Below are 14,670 nucleotides of genomic sequence, written 5' to 3'. Positions count from 1 at the left end.
CGGCCCTGAAGGCGGCACAGCCGAAGGCTCGTTCCAGCGCGGGACGGAAGCACTCCAACCCGGCGGGCGAGGAGGGTCTTCAATCCACCGCGATCTCGTCCCAGTCCCGCAAGGGGCTGCAGGTCCCGGCGCGTCCGTGCCTAGTCGGCGGCGACGCAGGCTTCTTTGGCAGCGGTCTTGCCGTGCCTCGATAGCTGCGGGAGGCACGGCGAACGATGCAACCGGGGGTGGAGAGCAGCAATGGGTCATGACTGGCGAGCAAAGCGATCAGCGGCGCGGCTCCGCCCGCGTTCAGGTCGGCTGCCCAGGCCACCGGGTCGGCCTCGGTCTGCGCCGGGACGTCGACTACCAGCGCCAGCAGCTCAGCCTCGTGGTCTGGTACGCGGCGCGTGAGCACCTTCGAAGTGATGCGCGGTCAACCGGCCGCGCGTTCGGTGGCGTTGTGTTGCTGTTGTCCTTGAGTGAGCGGCAGCGTCGGCCGGGGCGGGGCTGCTGGGGCACGGCGGTGTACAAACCGTTGCCCGCACCGCCGGGGTGAGCCAGTACGGCGGCCGGGCGGGGGACGCAGACTCGCCGAGGAACTGATCTGCCGGGTCGCCCGTCTCGGCGGTCACCGCCGGTCAGCCGCTGATGGGGCACGGCGTCAGCCTCAGGCCCGGCCAAGACCCTGAAGGGCCAGCAGCACCCGGCTCCGCCACACCAACGAGCAGATCACGCGGCACCAAGCCGGGGGCGGGCCGCCGTCAGCACCGCCGTGAGGAAGAAGGAGCCTCTCGGTCAGCTGCCCGGCCCCAGGCAACCGATGCGGGTTACCGGAAATTCCGACGCAACGACTTTTCGGGACATGGCGCACCTCACCCTCTAAATAGTTCATCGTTCAACCACTCCGATGTACTGTCGTCAGTGCCTGATAGAAGGCAAGCCCTCGCGGCCTGTTGCACGGGCCACGGGGTAAGCAAGGAGGAAAAGATCATGGTTTTCACCATTGCGCACCGCGCTGCTGTCGGGGCCGCTTCCGTGACGTTCGCAGCGGCGGGACTTCTCGCGACGGCCGGTCCCGCCTCGGCAGCGGCCCACCCGACCAGCGACCGGACAGCCATCGTCTCCCACCACGTACAACTCCTCGACGCCCATGACGACGGCCGCAGCCGGGACGCAGTACGGGACAGCAACGACGACGACCACCGCCGCCGCTGGGTCAGCGACCAGATCGAATGGGCCCTGCACCACGACCGAGCCAGTCACCCGATGAACGACGACGACCGCCGCCGCTGGGTCAGCGACCAGATCGAATGGATCCGGGACCACAACGGACCTCACCACTGGGTACCGGAGTACGAGGGGCCTTCATACCGCTGAAACGGCCACCACCGGCCTCCAGCAGCACCACCGATGCAGGCTTCGATCACACATGACCGCAGACCGGCCTTCGAATCCCCGTGAGCTCTGGCACCCCCCAGCAGAAGACAAACTGTCTTCCCGTCAGAGGCCGGGCGCCGGGCGTCTCAAGCCTGCAGCAGGAAGACGCGGCCGCGCTTGTCGAGGCACCCCGCGGACCACGCGCCCCGAACGGCACGTCGTCTCCGCGCTCCTCGGCGAGCAACCGTGCGCACGCTTGGTCTCGGTCAGGTCTTGGTGCCGGAGAGAGGACTCGCGGGGTTCGCTGGCTGTGCGAGGGAACTCATCGGAGAGCTGTCCACCCTGAGCACCGAGTTCCGCACCCGCTGGGCCGCCCACGACGTCCGCATCCACCACGGTGGCGTCAAATCCTTCAACCACCCCACACCGGCCCGCTGGAACTCACCTACCAACCGCTGGACCTGCCCCTGTCCACCCGCGAGGCGCACTCCCTGACCATTTACACCGCCGAACCGGGCTCCCCCGACGAAGACCGGCTCAAGCTCCTCGCCAGCCTGGCAGCCACCCCCCCCCCCCACCGGCCCTCAGACACAACCTCCCCCCACCTCCCCCACAGACCACCGGAACAGAGCAGCCGACACCAGCGACTCACCCCAGTAGCCGCCGCCACCGCCGGCCGCACACCCGGCAGTGCCACCCGCCATCACTCCATAACCCTGGCGTCGGCGTACACGCAACGTCGTAGCCGACATCAAACGCCTGCACCTGCCTGCTGCACTGCCAGATCAACACCCTCCCGGACCGCTTCGACCACACACCCCGGTAAGCAGCAGCCCGAGCGCGCCCCCTCTGCGGGCACACCCGTGACCACCTGCGGGCACGCCCGTGACGACGACAACGCCTGGCCGGCCCCGGCGTGGATCCCCGCCGCGTCCGAAGTCCCCGCCCACCCCACGGACATCAGCCGCGATGCCCCACGAAACGACGCTGACGCAAGGCCCGGGACGGCCGGCTGAGCCCACCCGAAAACCACTGCCGGGCATCCCGAGAACCGGCACGCTTCCGCACCGGCGAGAGCGCAGCAGCCTCCACTGCGTCCTGTCGGGTCAGACGGAAAGCACCGGTCACAACCCGGCGAACTTCCCACGCCACGCCTTGGCCGAGTCCCCGACAGGCCGCATCAAGGCATCACCAACGCCCGCCCGCTACACCCACTTCCCCAACCGGTCACCGACCCGCAGCAGATCACCCACCTCGACATACGACAACGCCACCGACTCCGCGGCCTCCTCCACAAGTACGAACATGCCGCGTGACCTGGTCGGATGAAGTTATCGGCAAGGGCAGGGTGATACGGCAGCGTGTGCCTTGTCTGCCTTCCACGGCCGGCCCCGCTGCCGTATCTCACTTCCTGCATCGGTATGTGACCGTGCGCATGTGATCCTCCAGGAATTGAAGGGCAAGCGCACAATTGACGTATGTGCGGATTCCGCATCCGCCCCAGTTCTTCCCCGGACGCTCGATTCATGGGCAGTGGCACCGGCAGCCGGCGGAAGGGGCCGACTTCGGTGCTGAGGGTCCGTAGCGTCGTCGGCCAGATGTTCGTGCTGCAAGTGGCGGTCGTACTGCTGCTTGCCGTCGGAGCCGTCGTGATGCTCGCACTGACGGCCCAGCGCGAGAGCACCCACGCGGCCGACAATCAATCACTCGCTGTCGCACAGGGCTTTGCCAGCTCTCCGGGACTCCTGAGAGCCCTGAGGTCGCCCGACCCCACCGCGGTGCTGAAGCCGCGGGTCAACGAGGCATGGAAGGGCTCCGGCGTGGACTTCCTGGGCGTTCTGAACCGGCACGGAATCTACTACGCCCTTTCCTCCCGAATCGGTCGCCCCGGCAGCCACACCACTACCAACATGGCTCCTTTGTTGGCTGGCCGAACCGTACGGGAGGAAGGTGTTGGCTCTCTCGGCCCTCAGGTTCGGGTCTTCGTCCCCGTCAAGGAACCGTCTGGGTCGGTAGTCGGCGCGGTCGGCGCCGGGATCACGCTCGAGCATGTCGGCGACAGGGTCACAGCGCAGTTGCCAGCCGTGGTGGGCGCTGCGGCCGGCGCGGTGGCCGTCACCACGGGCGGAGCGGCGCTTCTCAGTCGACGGCTGCTGCGTCAGACCCGCGGCCTCGGCCCGGCCGAGATCACGCGCATGTACGAGCACAACGACGCGGTACTGCACTCGGTGCGGGAGGGCGTGCTGATCATCGGTGGCGACGGGCAGCTGCTGCTGGCCAACGACGAGGCACGGCGACTGCTCGACCTGTCCGCGGACGCGGAGCGTCGCCATGTCACGGCCCTCGGCCTGGAGCCGCCCCTGGCCGAATTGCTGGTCTCCGGGCGAGAGGCGACCGATGAAGTGCATCTTGCGGGCGACCGTCTGCTGGCGGTGAACGTGCGGCCGACCGGCCCCTACGGCGGGATTGCCGGGAGCGCGGTAACACTGCGGGACACCACCGAGCTGCGGGCGCTTGCGGGCAGGGCGGAGGCGGCCCGGGATCGTTTGAAACTGCTCTACGACGCGGGGGTGCGGATCGGCACCACACTGGATGTGGCGCGCACCGCCCAGGAACTCGCCGAGGTGGCGGTCCCGCGATTCGCTGACGTCGCCACCGTCGAGCTGCTGGAGCCGGTTCTGCGGGGCGACGAGCCCCCCGAGGGGAGCACCGCTATGCGGCGCGCAGCGGTCAGTGGCGTCCGGCAGAACTCGCCGTTCCAACCGGTAGGAGAACTCATCACACTCGCGCTCATCGCTCCGATGGTGTCGGACGTGGCGAGCGGCCAGGCGGTCCTCGAGGTCGACTTGCGTACGGCGTACCGTTGGCAGGCCCAGCATCCCGAGCGGGCCCGGCGGATCCTGGACTATGGCGTCCACTCGCTGATCAGCGTACCGCTGCGGGCCCGCGGCGTGGTGCTGGGGCTGGCCGACTTCTGGCGCGCCGAGACCCTCGAGGCCTTCGGGGAGGAGGATCGGTCCTTTGCCGAGGAGCTGGCCGCCCGGGCGGCGGTGGCCATCGACAACGCCCGTCGCTACACCCGCGAGCGCACCATGGCCGTCGCCCTGCAGCGCAGCCTGCTCCCCCGGAGGTTGCCGGAACTGAGCGCCCTGGAGGTATCCCATCGCTATCTGCCCGCGCAGGCGGGGGTGGGCGGGGATTGGTTCGACGTCATCCCGCTGCCCGGCGCCCGGGTGGCCCTGGTCGTCGGCGACGTCGTCGGTCACGGGGTGCACGCTGTGGCCACCATGGGCCGCCTGCGCACCGCCGTGCACAACTTCTCCGCCCTGGACATGGCCCCTGACGAACTGCTGGCCCACCTGGATGAGCTGGTCGTCCGAATCGACGCCGACGAGGCCGCCGAGGAGGAGGGGCAGCAGATCACCGGCGCCACCTGCCTGTACGCGATCTACGACCCGGTCTCGGGTATGTGCACCATCGCGCGCGCCGGCCACTTCGGTCCCGCCCTGGTCCAGCCCGACGGCGCTGCCGCCTTCCCCGACACCCCCGTCTCACCACCGCTCGGCCTCGGTGGCGCTCTCCCGTTCGAAACCGCCGCACTGCGGCTGCCCGAGGGCAGCCGACTGGCCCTGTTCACCGACGGGCTGCTCGAGCACCGCGACCGTGATCTCGACACCAGCCTGGACCTCCTGCGGGGCGCCCTGTCCGATCACGACCACACCCCGGACCAAACCTGCCAGGCAGTCATCGACGCACTGCTGCCCGAACGCCCTCAAGACGACGTCGTCCTGCTCATCGCCCGCACCCGGCTGCTGAACCCCGACCAAGTCGCTGACTGGGACATACCCTCCGATCCAGAGACCGTCTCCCGCGTCCGCGCCGGTGTCACCCGTCAGCTGGAGACCTGGGGCCTGGACCAGCTGGCCTTCACCTCCGAACTGATCGTCAGCGAGCTGGTCACGAACGCCATCCGGTACGGAGCCCAGCCCATACGGCTGCGCCTGCTGTACGACAGCAGCAATCTGATCTGCGAGGTCGCCGACGACTCCAGCACCTCGCCGCATCTGCGCCGAGCGGCGGCCACCGACGAGGGCGGCCGGGGACTGTTCCTGATCGCCCAGCTCGCCGGGCGCTGGGGCACCCGGTACACCGCCCATGGCAAGATCATCTGGGCAGAACAAGCCCTGCACGACGGAGCCGCAGAACCCGGCATCGACCTGGCCGACATCCTCCTTGGCCAATGGGACGAATGAGCAGGCAACTGGCGCGAAAGCCAGACCGCCGTCCTCGCCGACCCGTCCCTCGCAGCCTCGGCCCGTCCGGGCCGCACATCAGCGACGACGAGCTGCGCACAGCGATCGAGACCAACCGACTCCGGCTCATGGACGAGCTCGGCATCGACCTCACCGTCTTCTCGCCGCGCGCATCCTTTATGAGCCACCACAAACGACCCGACAAGCCGACAGTCGCGTGATCAACAGCTTTTGTTAGAGCCAGTAAGTCGCGGTGCGAACTTCCAGTTCAGGCATCCCAGACCGTTTCCGGATCGCACCGTGACAGCGGAACAGGCTCGCCGCCATCGGGTTCAGCTGGGCAGCCGCTTGATGCGGTACCTGCTTATGGCAGGCCTGCCATAAGCAGGTACCGCGCTCCGTCAGGCACGGGCCAGTCCTTGAGGCCCGCGCCATGCTACGAGAGCTGCTGCCCGAGCGGCCAGCTGTCAATCGTCGCGCCGGGCGTGATCGTGCAGACCGGGTTCAGTGCGGTTCGGAGTAATGGACGGGCGGTGAGGCGGAGGCTTGCCCGGAAGGGCCGGATCCTCGGGGTGACGTACGTCGCCGCTGCCGAGCAGGACGCGGGCCCGGACCCGCATCAGCTCGTCGCCGCGCCGGGAGAGCACGACCAGCTCGTCGACCCGGGCCGTCATAGGGCCGAGGAGGGCCTCCACCTTGTGTGCGAGGCGGTTCGGGTCCGGGGTACGGCCCAGGGACAGGTGCGGGGTGAAGCCGTGCGAGTGCGATCCGCACAGCGGGAAGCGGAGCTCCAGGGACTCCCGCAGCCGCGCCCAGGGCTCGTGGTCGGCGGCGGCCGGGTCGAGCCAGACGGTGGCGTCCTCGCGGTGTCCGAACCAGTGGACGCCTGCCAGGCGGGCGGAGAACGGCGGCGTCTCGGCGAGCGCTGCGGCGACCAGCGGCAGGGCCCGGGCGAACTCGGCCTCGGGGACGAAACCGAAGAGCACGTTGACGTGCGGCGGCCAGCGGCGGATCTGCCGGTCGTGTTCGCGGCGAATGTGCTGGATCGGCGGCCACAACTTTGCCGGCGGCAGCCAGGCGACGGCGGTGCGGTGCGTCGACGGGACGGCGAGGACGTCGCCGGGTGCCGGGGCCGGCACGGGACCGACCTGCCCGACGAGGGTCTCGTCGAGCCGGTCGACGCCGGAGGTGCGGTCCCAGACGACCTGGCCGTCCGCCTCGAAGAACACCACCCGGTGCCACGGGATCTCCCCGCCCGGCACGAAGTCGCCCAGCAGGACCCGCTTCGGCGGTGCGCCGCGCTCGGCGACCCCCATCACGAACCGCTCGGGGTCGAAGCGCGGGTCCCAGAGCACCCGGTGGTAGATCTCGTCGCTGGTATGCACATCAGCACCTGCCCTCGACTATCAGGGTGACGCGCGCCCGGTCGGCCCTGCAAATCAACGCCCGGCCCGCCCACCTCGCTGCGGTTACGGCAAGAGAGCGCAAGACAGAGGCGGCTTTCGCCCCGGACTCCCATCACGGCGTCACACTCGTGTTGCACCGCCTGCGCTGGTCCGACGAAATCCACGCCAGCGTTTGGCCGTGGTGTGGCTGACCTGGAAACGCTCGGCGGAGCGACGCACAGGCCAGCCGCCCTCGACTTTGCACCAGGCCAGACGCAGTCTGCCGGTGGGAGTCAGCGGCGCGTTGCGGTGGCACATGAGGGCCTCCTGCACTCGGCGGTAGATGTCGAAATCCCCACCGAACCCAGAAGGCCCTCACCCATGCAAGACCACGGCTGTTGTCACCAACGTGCCCGAACGGCACACCTAGGGCCTGTCTCCCCGATCACGATCAGAGCCCCGATGCATTGGCGCTGGCCGACTGCGGACCATGTGGCCCGCACGGCTCGGTTCGTCAGCGCCCGTTGTCGACCAACAGTTGGGAGCTGAGGGTGTTGTAGGCCCATTGCTCCCACTTGGTCGGTGGCCACGCACGGTCGCGGGTGAGTACCAGGAAGAGCTCTGGGCTGAGGACGGCGTAGATGACGTCCGCTGCTTCTTCGACTGGGATGGCGGGGCGGGTGCCTGGCTTCTTGATCAGGGACTTCGCCGCTGCTGAGATCACTTTGTACCGCGGGTCTGCTTGATCCGGCCACAGCTGGCGGATCTCCGGGTTGGTTGCCGTCGCGGCGCGGACCATCTCATTGATGGCTGCGACGCGTTCGAGTGTCCTGCGGGTCCCGGCAACAAGTGCGACCAGTGCGGCCTCGGCGTCAGGAGCGGTCGTGACCTCCGCGAACCAGGGCCGGTCCATCGTCGGCACGGGTTCGTCGTCGCCTGCGATCGCGACATCGACAAGTTCCTTGAGCAGCGAGGGCTTGTTCCGGAAGACGAAGTAGATCGTCTGCACCGCCACGCCTGCCCGGTCGGCGATCTCCTGCAACTTTGTCGCCCCGTAGCCCTGCTCGACGAAGAGCACGCCGGCCGCCTCGATGATCCGTCGCCGTGTCGCCTGGGCCTTGTTGCCCTGTTTCCCCTTGCCCTCATGCATGCCTGGAGTCTATATCTAGAGTTGAACTCTAGAGGCAAACTCTAAGCGATGGAGGGCAAGCCGTGCACACGATCGCTAACCGTCAGCAGGCAGAAGCATGGAACGACTGGGAGGGCGTCCTCTGGGCCGAACGCCCAGAGCGTTACAACGGGATGATGGGCGCGTTCAACGCACCCCTGTTCGCCGCCGCGGGCATCACAGCACAGGACTGGGTCCTCGACGTCGGCTGCGGCACCGGCCAGACGACGCGCATTGCAGCGCAACGGGCGTACGACGGAAACGTGGTGGGGATCGACCTGTCCGCGCCGATGCTGGAACGCGCCCGCCGTGACGCAGCCACGGAAGGCCTCGACAATTGCACCTTCGAGCAGGGCGACGCACAGGTGCATCCATTCCCCGACCGCGGGTTCGATGTCCTCATCAGCCGCGGCGGAGTCATGTTCTTCGCCGACCATGTCGCGGCCTTCACCCATCTCAACCACGCTCTCCTGCCAGCCGGCCGTCTGGCGTTCCTCGGCCCGCAGCCCGCGGGCCCGGACAGCGCCTACGCCCGCGCGACCGCCGCACTCTCGCCGTTCCTGCACGAGGCATCCCCCGCCTCCAGGGGTATGGGGTCACTCCTCGACCCCGCGCGCATCCGCCATGTGCTCACCGCCAGTGGGTTCACCGACATCGAGGTGGCTCCAGTCGAGGCGCCCATGACCTTCGGCACCAACGCGGACAACGCCGCCGATTTCATCTTCTCCATGGGCCCGACGCGCTACAACCTGCACAATGTCGACGCGACAACCATCACCCGCGTCCGTGCCGAAGTACGCGACGCGCTCGCGGAGTTCGAGACCGCAGACGGTGTCTGCATCCCTGGGGCAGTCTGGATTGTCACAGCGACGCGTGAGCGAATCCCTTCGAGCAAGTGACGCATCGTTCCAGAAGGGATCAGCCGGGGCGATATGACGGACGATGAGTGGGCGCTGCTGAAGCCGCTACTGCCGGTGAGCAACAGCCGGTGCGGCCGGCGGCGAGACCACCGCCACGTGATCAACGGCATCCACCATTTGGGCACCGGTGCTCAGTGGCGTGAGCTGCCGGAACGCTTCGGACCCGGGCAGACCGTCCACAAGCGGCACGCGCTGTGGTCAGCCGACGGCACCTGGGCTTGGACATGCTGCTGCAGCATGTCCAAGCCCAGGTCGACGCCGAGGACGGCATCGACTGGGACGCCGCCTGCGCACACGCCCGCCCCGCGCGCGGTAAGCCAGCCGCATCCAAGCGGCCCTCGGGCGCCCAACACACCCACCACGGCTGATCCCTCCAACTGGTGCCTACTCCGCAATGCCTACGGTGATACGTCTCGCGTGCTGATACGCGGCGTGACACCGGGGTAGGACGGACGGACCTGCGCGCGATCAGCGGGCAGGATCCATTTCCATGCCACTCCGCGCCATAAGCGGGCATTGCAGAAGGACAGCAGAATGGCCAGCGGCACCGTGAAGTGGTTCAACAGCGAAAAGAGCTTCGGCTTCATCCAGCAGGACGGCGGCGGACCCGACGTCTTCGCCCACTGCAGGAACATCTGTGGCAACGGCTACCGCGAACTCAGCGAAGGCGAGACGGTTTCCTTCGACATCGGCCAGGGAACCAAGGGGCCCCAGGCCGAGAACATCATCCGCGGCCGAGATACGCCTGCATGGCTGGGCGGGCACGCTCGTCCTGACGTTCCGTCCGTCAGTGACCCCATCAGGTCAGGGTCGAAGAAGTACGCGATGCCATCCCCAGCAACTCAGACTCCTCGCCATACCGGGCACATCACCACCGTGCTGTACCGGCTCAACGACACCCTTGACACTCTCACCCTGGACTTCGAGGGCAACCTGCCCCCAACGCACCAGTCCCGTGCAGGGGAGCCGGGCGCCAGGTGTGCCGTTCGGGCACGTTGGGGGCAGCTAGCCTGATTGCGTGAGCGGGACTGAACCGCCGCTGCTTGCGGACGTCTATCCCGCGCTGGTGTCGTTCCTGCATGCGGCGCTGGCCTCTGAGGGTGAGTCCGCCCTGGCCCAGGCCGTGGCGGGGTTGCGTTTTCACGGGTGGTGCGGGTGCAGCCCGACCTGCACGTACCTTCGAACGGCTCCGGTCAGCTCTGCCGACAGCACCTGGATTCATCTCGACGACGAAGCGCCCCGTGTGTGGCTGCAATTCGACCGAGCCCGGACTTCGTTCGCCGGGATGGAGATCTGCGAGTTCGATCTGGGGCCAGCCCCAGCGCTCGACCTTGACCGGCCTTCAGCGATCGGCTGATCCGCGTAGCGTGCCGTTCCGACCATGCGATCGTTGGTCCGGTCGTGCCGTTGACTGACGGGCAGTGGGCGCCAATAGAGCCGTTGTTGCCCGACCGGACGCCGAAGCGGGGTGGACGGTGGCGCGATCACCGGCGGGTGATCGACGCGATCGCGTGGAAACTTCAGACCGGCTCACAGTGGGTGCACCTACCCGTCGAGTACGGCTCATGGAAGGGCGTCTACACCCGGCTTCGGAACTGGGCGATCAATGACACCTGGGAGCGTGTCTTCACCGCCCTGCTCCCCCAGGCCGACGGCGAGGGTGATCTGGACTGGGTCGTCTCGGTCGAGTCGACCATCGTGAGTGCGCATCAGAACGCGGCCGGGGCCCACAAGAAGGGGCCCCGCCCGACGAGCCCGACCACCATGCGATCGGGCACTCCCGCGGTGGCCTGAGCACCAAGATCCACCTTGCCACCGACGGCCGCAGCCGCCCGCTGTGCTTCGTCCTCACGCCCGGCCATGCCGGCGACGCACCCGCGTTCGAGCACATCATGGCCGCACTGCGCGTGCCAGAGCGATCGGCCGACCGCGCATCAGGCCCCGCGTGGTCCTGGCGGACCGGGCCTACTCTTCCCGAGCCATCCGAGAGCACCTGCGCAGGCGCAACATCCGGGCGGTGATCCCACAGCCCGGCGACCAGATCGCCCACCGAAAGCGCACGGGCCGCTGCGGCGGCCGCCCGACTGCCTTCGACCGCGAGGCCTACAAGCGACGCAAGACCGTCGAACGCTGCATCAACCGCCTGAAGAACTGGCGAGGCCTGGCCACCCGCTACGAGAAGACCACCACAGTCTTCCGAGCTGGACTTCACATCGCGGCATCTTCATCTGGTCCGCCCTATGATCCATAAGAAGGGCCCTAGCCTCGTCTCAGGGCCTTGACCTCCGGAGGCAGGCTGCCGCCGGGTTGGACGGCGAGGAGCGTGACCTCGTCCGAGGCGTACCGCATCGCGATGGCGATGCGTGGATTCAGGACCAGCGTCTCCTCGAAGGCGATGTCCCGATAGTAGGTGCACCCTGAGGCAGTGCAGTACCGCCGAGCGGAGACAGCGGTGACCGGCCGGGGGCCACTTGCGTGCCAGGAAGGCACGCAGGCCGGCCACCGGCCGGTGTCTGTGCTCGGAACTACCGGTGGGACGAGACCGTCTGGTCGGTGTCCGGCGTGCGTGTGCCGCCTGCGTGCTCGCTCTGCTCCTTGAGCTGGCGGGCCTGGTCCTTCAGGCGCTGACGCTCCTGCGGGTCAGTGGCGCGTTCCGCGGCCTGTTCGAGGTCCTGGGCCCGAGCACGGGTCTGCTGGGCACGACCGGACTCACCTGCAGCGCTCATGATCACTCCTTGGGTGATGAGGAAGAGCGGGCCCCATCAGAGAAACAGGACCCGTCGCCCTCTGCATCTCGATCAATCACCCATTGTTATCTACGCAGTTGGCAAGGCCTCGCTGAACGACTTACGTGCCGGACCCTGCTCACGTTGTGGGGTGCTCTCGCTCAGTGACCCCGGTCCCCCGGGAGCGGATACGAGACGGTCGGTGTCGGCCGGGGCCGCAGCCTGTCCCAGTCCGGGAACTTCACCGGATACACGGCCGTCGACCGGGGCCGGGCCGGCTACTTTCCGGAGCCGTCTGTGCTGCCACTCCCTGTGGTGCCGGCGAAGTCGACGACCACCAGGGCGATGGTGGCCAGGACACTCATCTCCCGCCGGGCGCCGGGCGGCCATCGCGAGTGCGCCCGGACCTTCGTGCCGTCCGCGCGTACGTACTCCTTCACCTGCACCATGGGCTGCTCCCCCGTCCAGGCCCGGTGCGCCCCTCCGCGCACGGGACCCACCAGGAAAGCAGCCGTGGCTTCGTTGATCTTTGAGAACAGCGTGTGTCGACGGTTGCCGGAGGCAGTTGGTGATCTACCGGCTCTGGAATGTGGATGAGAAGCGTGGGGACGGCCGGTAGCGGCAGAGGTCAGTACTGTCTCTGATCTCTGGTGGCTCGGTGAGAGATTGCGGCCGTTGGTGTTCTCGCGTTTTCGACCGGTGTTCAATCACTTGACCCGGTCCGTACGGTGTTCGAGTGAAGGACATCCTGATCAACGAACTCCGCAGCGCTTATGACGCCCAACTCCGTGGTGTCACCCCGCCTGGCGGCAGCGCCCGCATCGAGAAGGACGGCCCACTGACCCGTGTAGTCGGTTGGCACCGTGGCTTCGTCACGGGCCCCGCGACCTCGGTGTGTGCGGGGCAGAACTCGACACGCTCATAGCGCGGCAGCGTGACTTCTACGCTGCCCGTGGTGAGGCGGTCGAATGGAAGACTCGCGCCCACGATCTTCCCGCCGACCTCACTGGCCGACTCACGGAGGCCGGCTTCGTCGCCGAGGACAGCGAGACCGTGCTCATCGGGCAGTCCGCACGCCTTGCCGCCGCCCCCGTCCTGCCCGACGGCGTGACCCTCCGCCGTGTCACCGCCAGATCAGACCTCGAGCGCATCGCCGCTATGGAGAGCGTCGTCTGGGGCGAGGACTGGGGGTTGGCTCGCCGACGACCTGGCCGCCCGGATCGAGAACGCCCCAGAAAACGTCATTGTGCTCGTCGCCGAGGCACGCACCGAAGTCGTCTGCGCCGCCTGGCTGGTGTTCAAGGACAGCGTCGACTTCGGCGGGCTCTGGGGTGGCTCAACGCTCAAGAAGTGGCGCGGACAGGGCATCTACCGGGCCTTGGTCGCCCACCGAGCCCAACTCGCTGCTGCTCGCGATGTCCCCTACGTCTACGTCGACGCTTCAGCCGACAGCGCCCCGATCCTCACCCGTCTTGGCCTGCACGCGGTCACTACGACGACACCGTATGTCTGGTCGCCCTGAGCCCAGCCGGCCTTGGCAGGCGCTTCGGCTCGTGCGCGGCTCCGGCCAACACGAATCCAGCGCCTTCCGCACCGTCCGCCAGGTCACGCCGTGCGGGGGGGGTGGGTCATCGCCGCTTGAGCTCGGCGGCATTCCCACGCCGAGAGCCCGCACGTGCCGCGCAGCGGGCGCCGAAGATCAACCGTGCGTTGGCGGAGCCTTCCCCGCACGCGCATCCGGAGTTGGATTTCGAGAGCCGTTCGAGATGCTGGTGACCGCCGAAGGGCTGGCGAGTCCGGCAGCGTAGTGCGTCAGTCCGCCTCCCTGTATCGTCCGGGTTCATGGGTGACCTGGCAGGGCACTGGCGGGCGTTGAACAAGGCGTACTGGGACGAGCGGGTGCCCATTCATCTGAGCGCTGCCCTCTACGACATGGAGGGGTTCCGCGCCTTGCCCGATTCGCTGAAGGACTTCGAGACAGCCGAGGTGGGGGATGTCAGGGGCAAGAGCCTGCTCCATCTGCAGTGCCACTTCGGCAGGGACACACTGTCCTGGGCGGCAAGAGGAGCGCAGGTCACCGGGCTGGACTTCTCTCCGCCCGCGATCGAAGCGGCTTCACAGCTCGCGGTCGAACTCGGCATCGACGCACGCTTCCTGACCGCCGACGTCTACGACGCGGTCTCGGCGGTCGACGGGGAGACCTTCCACATTGTCTATGCCAGCTTCGGCGCGCTGAACTGGCTTCCCGACATCAGCCGCTGGGCGTTGGTGGTCGCTGAACTACTGGCTCCCGCCGGGTGCTTGTACCTTGCGGAGTTCCATCCCTTCAGCTTCGTCCTCGACGATGAGACGGGAAGCGCGGTCACGCACGACTACTTCGACGAAGGTCCGGAAGCCTCGGGAGGCTCCGGCACCTACGCCGACGAGGCGGCAACAACCGAGCACAACGAGACCGTCGAGTGGCGGCACAGTCTGTCGACCGTTGTCTCGGCGATCGCAGGAGCTGGGCTACGAATCCAGTTCCTTCACGAGCACGACCACACCTTCTACCTCCAACGCCAGTCGCTTGAGCGCCACGACGGCGACATCTACCGGCATCGTGAAGGTGCTCCGCGGATCCCCCTCACCTATTCGATCCGCGCCGAAAAGGCTTGAGCCACTCGATCCAGCGTAGATCGGGTATGCGGGCCCCCGTGCTTGGACAGACGTGAAGCCCCTGGGAGCACAGACCTCCCTCACAAGATCGTCTGCTGAGCGAGAGGCTGGATCAGGCACACATTCCGTGAGGACGATCAATAGGGTCCGGCCTCGGTGACGTGGCGTCGGCCGCAGGCGGCGCCGGCCGCAGGTGCTCAGGAC

Annotated in this window: 11 protein-coding genes and 6 pseudogenes; 12 read left to right on the top strand and 5 right to left on the bottom strand. The window is 67.8% G+C overall.

What is annotated here, in order from left to right; genetic code table 11:
- Positions 1–972: 972 nt before the first annotated feature.
- The 4 genes from ACWIGU_RS41620 to ACWIGU_RS41605 all read left to right on the top strand — a co-directional run bounded on the left by ACWIGU_RS41620 (position 973) and on the right by ACWIGU_RS41605 (position 5,833).
- Positions 973–1,359 carry a hypothetical protein gene (locus tag ACWIGU_RS41620; RefSeq protein WP_454407036.1) on the top strand — a complete coding sequence of 129 codons (387 nt, stop codon included), beginning with the start codon at positions 973–975 and terminating at the stop codon, positions 1,357–1,359.
- 246 nt (positions 1,360–1,605) lie between these two features.
- The gene (locus ACWIGU_RS41615) at positions 1,606–1,854 is read left to right on the top strand and encodes an MmyB family transcriptional regulator (protein WP_454407034.1); all 249 of its coding nucleotides are present in this window, start codon (positions 1,606–1,608) and stop codon (positions 1,852–1,854) included.
- A 1,031-nt stretch (positions 1,855–2,885) separates the two neighbouring features.
- Entirely contained in the window at positions 2,886–5,612 is a 2,727-nt protein-coding gene (locus ACWIGU_RS41610) for a SpoIIE family protein phosphatase (protein WP_454407033.1), read from the top strand.
- A complete protein-coding gene (locus ACWIGU_RS41605; protein ID WP_454407032.1) occupies positions 5,609–5,833 on the top strand; it encodes a hypothetical protein in 225 nt (74 codons plus the stop codon). Before ACWIGU_RS41610 ends, ACWIGU_RS41605 begins: the two co-directional genes overlap by 4 nt.
- A 342-nt stretch (positions 5,834–6,175) precedes the next feature.
- Here ACWIGU_RS41605 and ACWIGU_RS41600 read toward each other — a convergent pair.
- The 3 genes and pseudogenes from ACWIGU_RS41600 to ACWIGU_RS41590 form a co-directional block, all read right to left on the bottom strand.
- Positions 6,176–6,997, bottom strand: a pseudogene (locus tag ACWIGU_RS41600) (RNA repair domain-containing protein); the annotation flags it as partial.
- A 186-nt stretch (positions 6,998–7,183) separates the two neighbouring features.
- Positions 7,184–7,315, bottom strand: a pseudogene (locus ACWIGU_RS41595) (IS481 family transposase); the annotation flags it as partial.
- Positions 7,316–7,511: 196 nt separating this feature from the next.
- Complete coding sequence (locus ACWIGU_RS41590; RefSeq protein WP_454407030.1) at positions 7,512–8,147, bottom strand: TetR/AcrR family transcriptional regulator; 636 nt, start codon at positions 8,145–8,147, stop codon at positions 7,512–7,514.
- Between the two features lie 62 nt (positions 8,148–8,209).
- Between ACWIGU_RS41590 and ACWIGU_RS41585 the strand changes: the two genes are divergently transcribed.
- From ACWIGU_RS41585 to ACWIGU_RS41560, 6 genes and pseudogenes are all read left to right on the top strand, one after another.
- Positions 8,210–9,064, top strand: a complete 855-nt coding sequence (locus tag ACWIGU_RS41585) for a class I SAM-dependent methyltransferase (RefSeq protein ID WP_454407028.1) — start codon at positions 8,210–8,212, stop codon at positions 9,062–9,064.
- Positions 9,065–9,097: 33 nt separating this feature from the next.
- A pseudogene (locus tag ACWIGU_RS41580) lies at positions 9,098–9,292 on the top strand (transposase); the annotation flags it as partial.
- Positions 9,293–9,309: 17 nt separating this feature from the next.
- Entirely contained in the window at positions 9,310–9,453 is a 144-nt protein-coding gene (locus tag ACWIGU_RS41575) for a hypothetical protein (RefSeq protein ID WP_454407171.1), read from the top strand.
- Positions 9,454–9,619: 166 nt separating this feature from the next.
- A pseudogene (locus ACWIGU_RS41570) lies at positions 9,620–9,820 on the top strand (cold-shock protein); the annotation flags it as partial.
- A 283-nt stretch (positions 9,821–10,103) separates the two neighbouring features.
- Positions 10,104–10,442, top strand: coding sequence for a hypothetical protein (locus tag ACWIGU_RS41565; RefSeq protein ID WP_454407026.1), 339 nt, complete (start codon positions 10,104–10,106; stop codon positions 10,440–10,442).
- Between the two features lie 44 nt (positions 10,443–10,486).
- Positions 10,487–11,336: pseudogene (locus ACWIGU_RS41560) on the top strand (IS5 family transposase).
- A gap of 274 nt (positions 11,337–11,610) precedes the next feature.
- On the opposite strand, the gene ACWIGU_RS41555 reads toward ACWIGU_RS41560, so the two are convergent.
- On the bottom strand, positions 11,611–11,811 hold the full coding sequence (locus ACWIGU_RS41555) for a DUF6381 family protein (protein ID WP_454407024.1): 201 nt from the start codon (positions 11,809–11,811) through the stop codon (positions 11,611–11,613).
- 278 nt (positions 11,812–12,089) lie between these two features.
- Entirely contained in the window at positions 12,090–12,260 is a 171-nt protein-coding gene (locus ACWIGU_RS41550) for a hypothetical protein (protein WP_454407022.1), read from the bottom strand.
- A gap of 287 nt (positions 12,261–12,547) precedes the next feature.
- Between ACWIGU_RS41550 and ACWIGU_RS41545 the strand changes: the two are divergent.
- Positions 12,548–13,333, top strand: a pseudogene (locus tag ACWIGU_RS41545) (GNAT family N-acetyltransferase).
- Positions 13,334–13,653: 320 nt separating this feature from the next.
- The gene (locus ACWIGU_RS41540; RefSeq protein ID WP_454407020.1) at positions 13,654–14,466 is read left to right on the top strand and encodes a class I SAM-dependent methyltransferase; all 813 of its coding nucleotides are present in this window, start codon (positions 13,654–13,656) and stop codon (positions 14,464–14,466) included.
- Positions 14,467–14,670: the final 204 nt, after the last annotated feature.

This window comes from Streptomyces sp. NPDC055400 (assembly GCF_053644375.1).
Note: the sequence above shows the minus strand (reverse complement) of the source record. Positions and strands in the feature narration are given on the sequence as shown.

Excerpts from the sequence above, each read along its gene's own strand:
- ACWIGU_RS41620 (WP_454407036.1), top strand. The coding sequence starts at position 973 with ATGGTTTTCACCATTGCGCACCGCGCTGCTGTCGGGGCCGCTTCCGTG.
- ACWIGU_RS41610 (WP_454407033.1), top strand. The coding sequence starts at position 2,886 with ATGGGCAGTGGCACCGGCAGCCGGCGGAAGGGGCCGACTTCGGTGCTG.
- ACWIGU_RS41605 (WP_454407032.1), top strand. The coding sequence starts at position 5,609 with ATGAGCAGGCAACTGGCGCGAAAGCCAGACCGCCGTCCTCGCCGACCC.
- ACWIGU_RS41590 (WP_454407030.1), bottom strand. The coding sequence starts at position 8,147 with ATGCATGAGGGCAAGGGGAAACAGGGCAACAAGGCCCAGGCGACACGG.
- ACWIGU_RS41575 (WP_454407171.1), top strand. The coding sequence starts at position 9,310 with ATGCTGCTGCAGCATGTCCAAGCCCAGGTCGACGCCGAGGACGGCATC.
- ACWIGU_RS41555 (WP_454407024.1), bottom strand. The coding sequence starts at position 11,811 with ATGAGCGCTGCAGGTGAGTCCGGTCGTGCCCAGCAGACCCGTGCTCGG.
- ACWIGU_RS41550 (WP_454407022.1), bottom strand. The coding sequence starts at position 12,260 with ATGGTGCAGGTGAAGGAGTACGTACGCGCGGACGGCACGAAGGTCCGG.
- ACWIGU_RS41540 (WP_454407020.1), top strand. The coding sequence starts at position 13,654 with ATGGGTGACCTGGCAGGGCACTGGCGGGCGTTGAACAAGGCGTACTGG.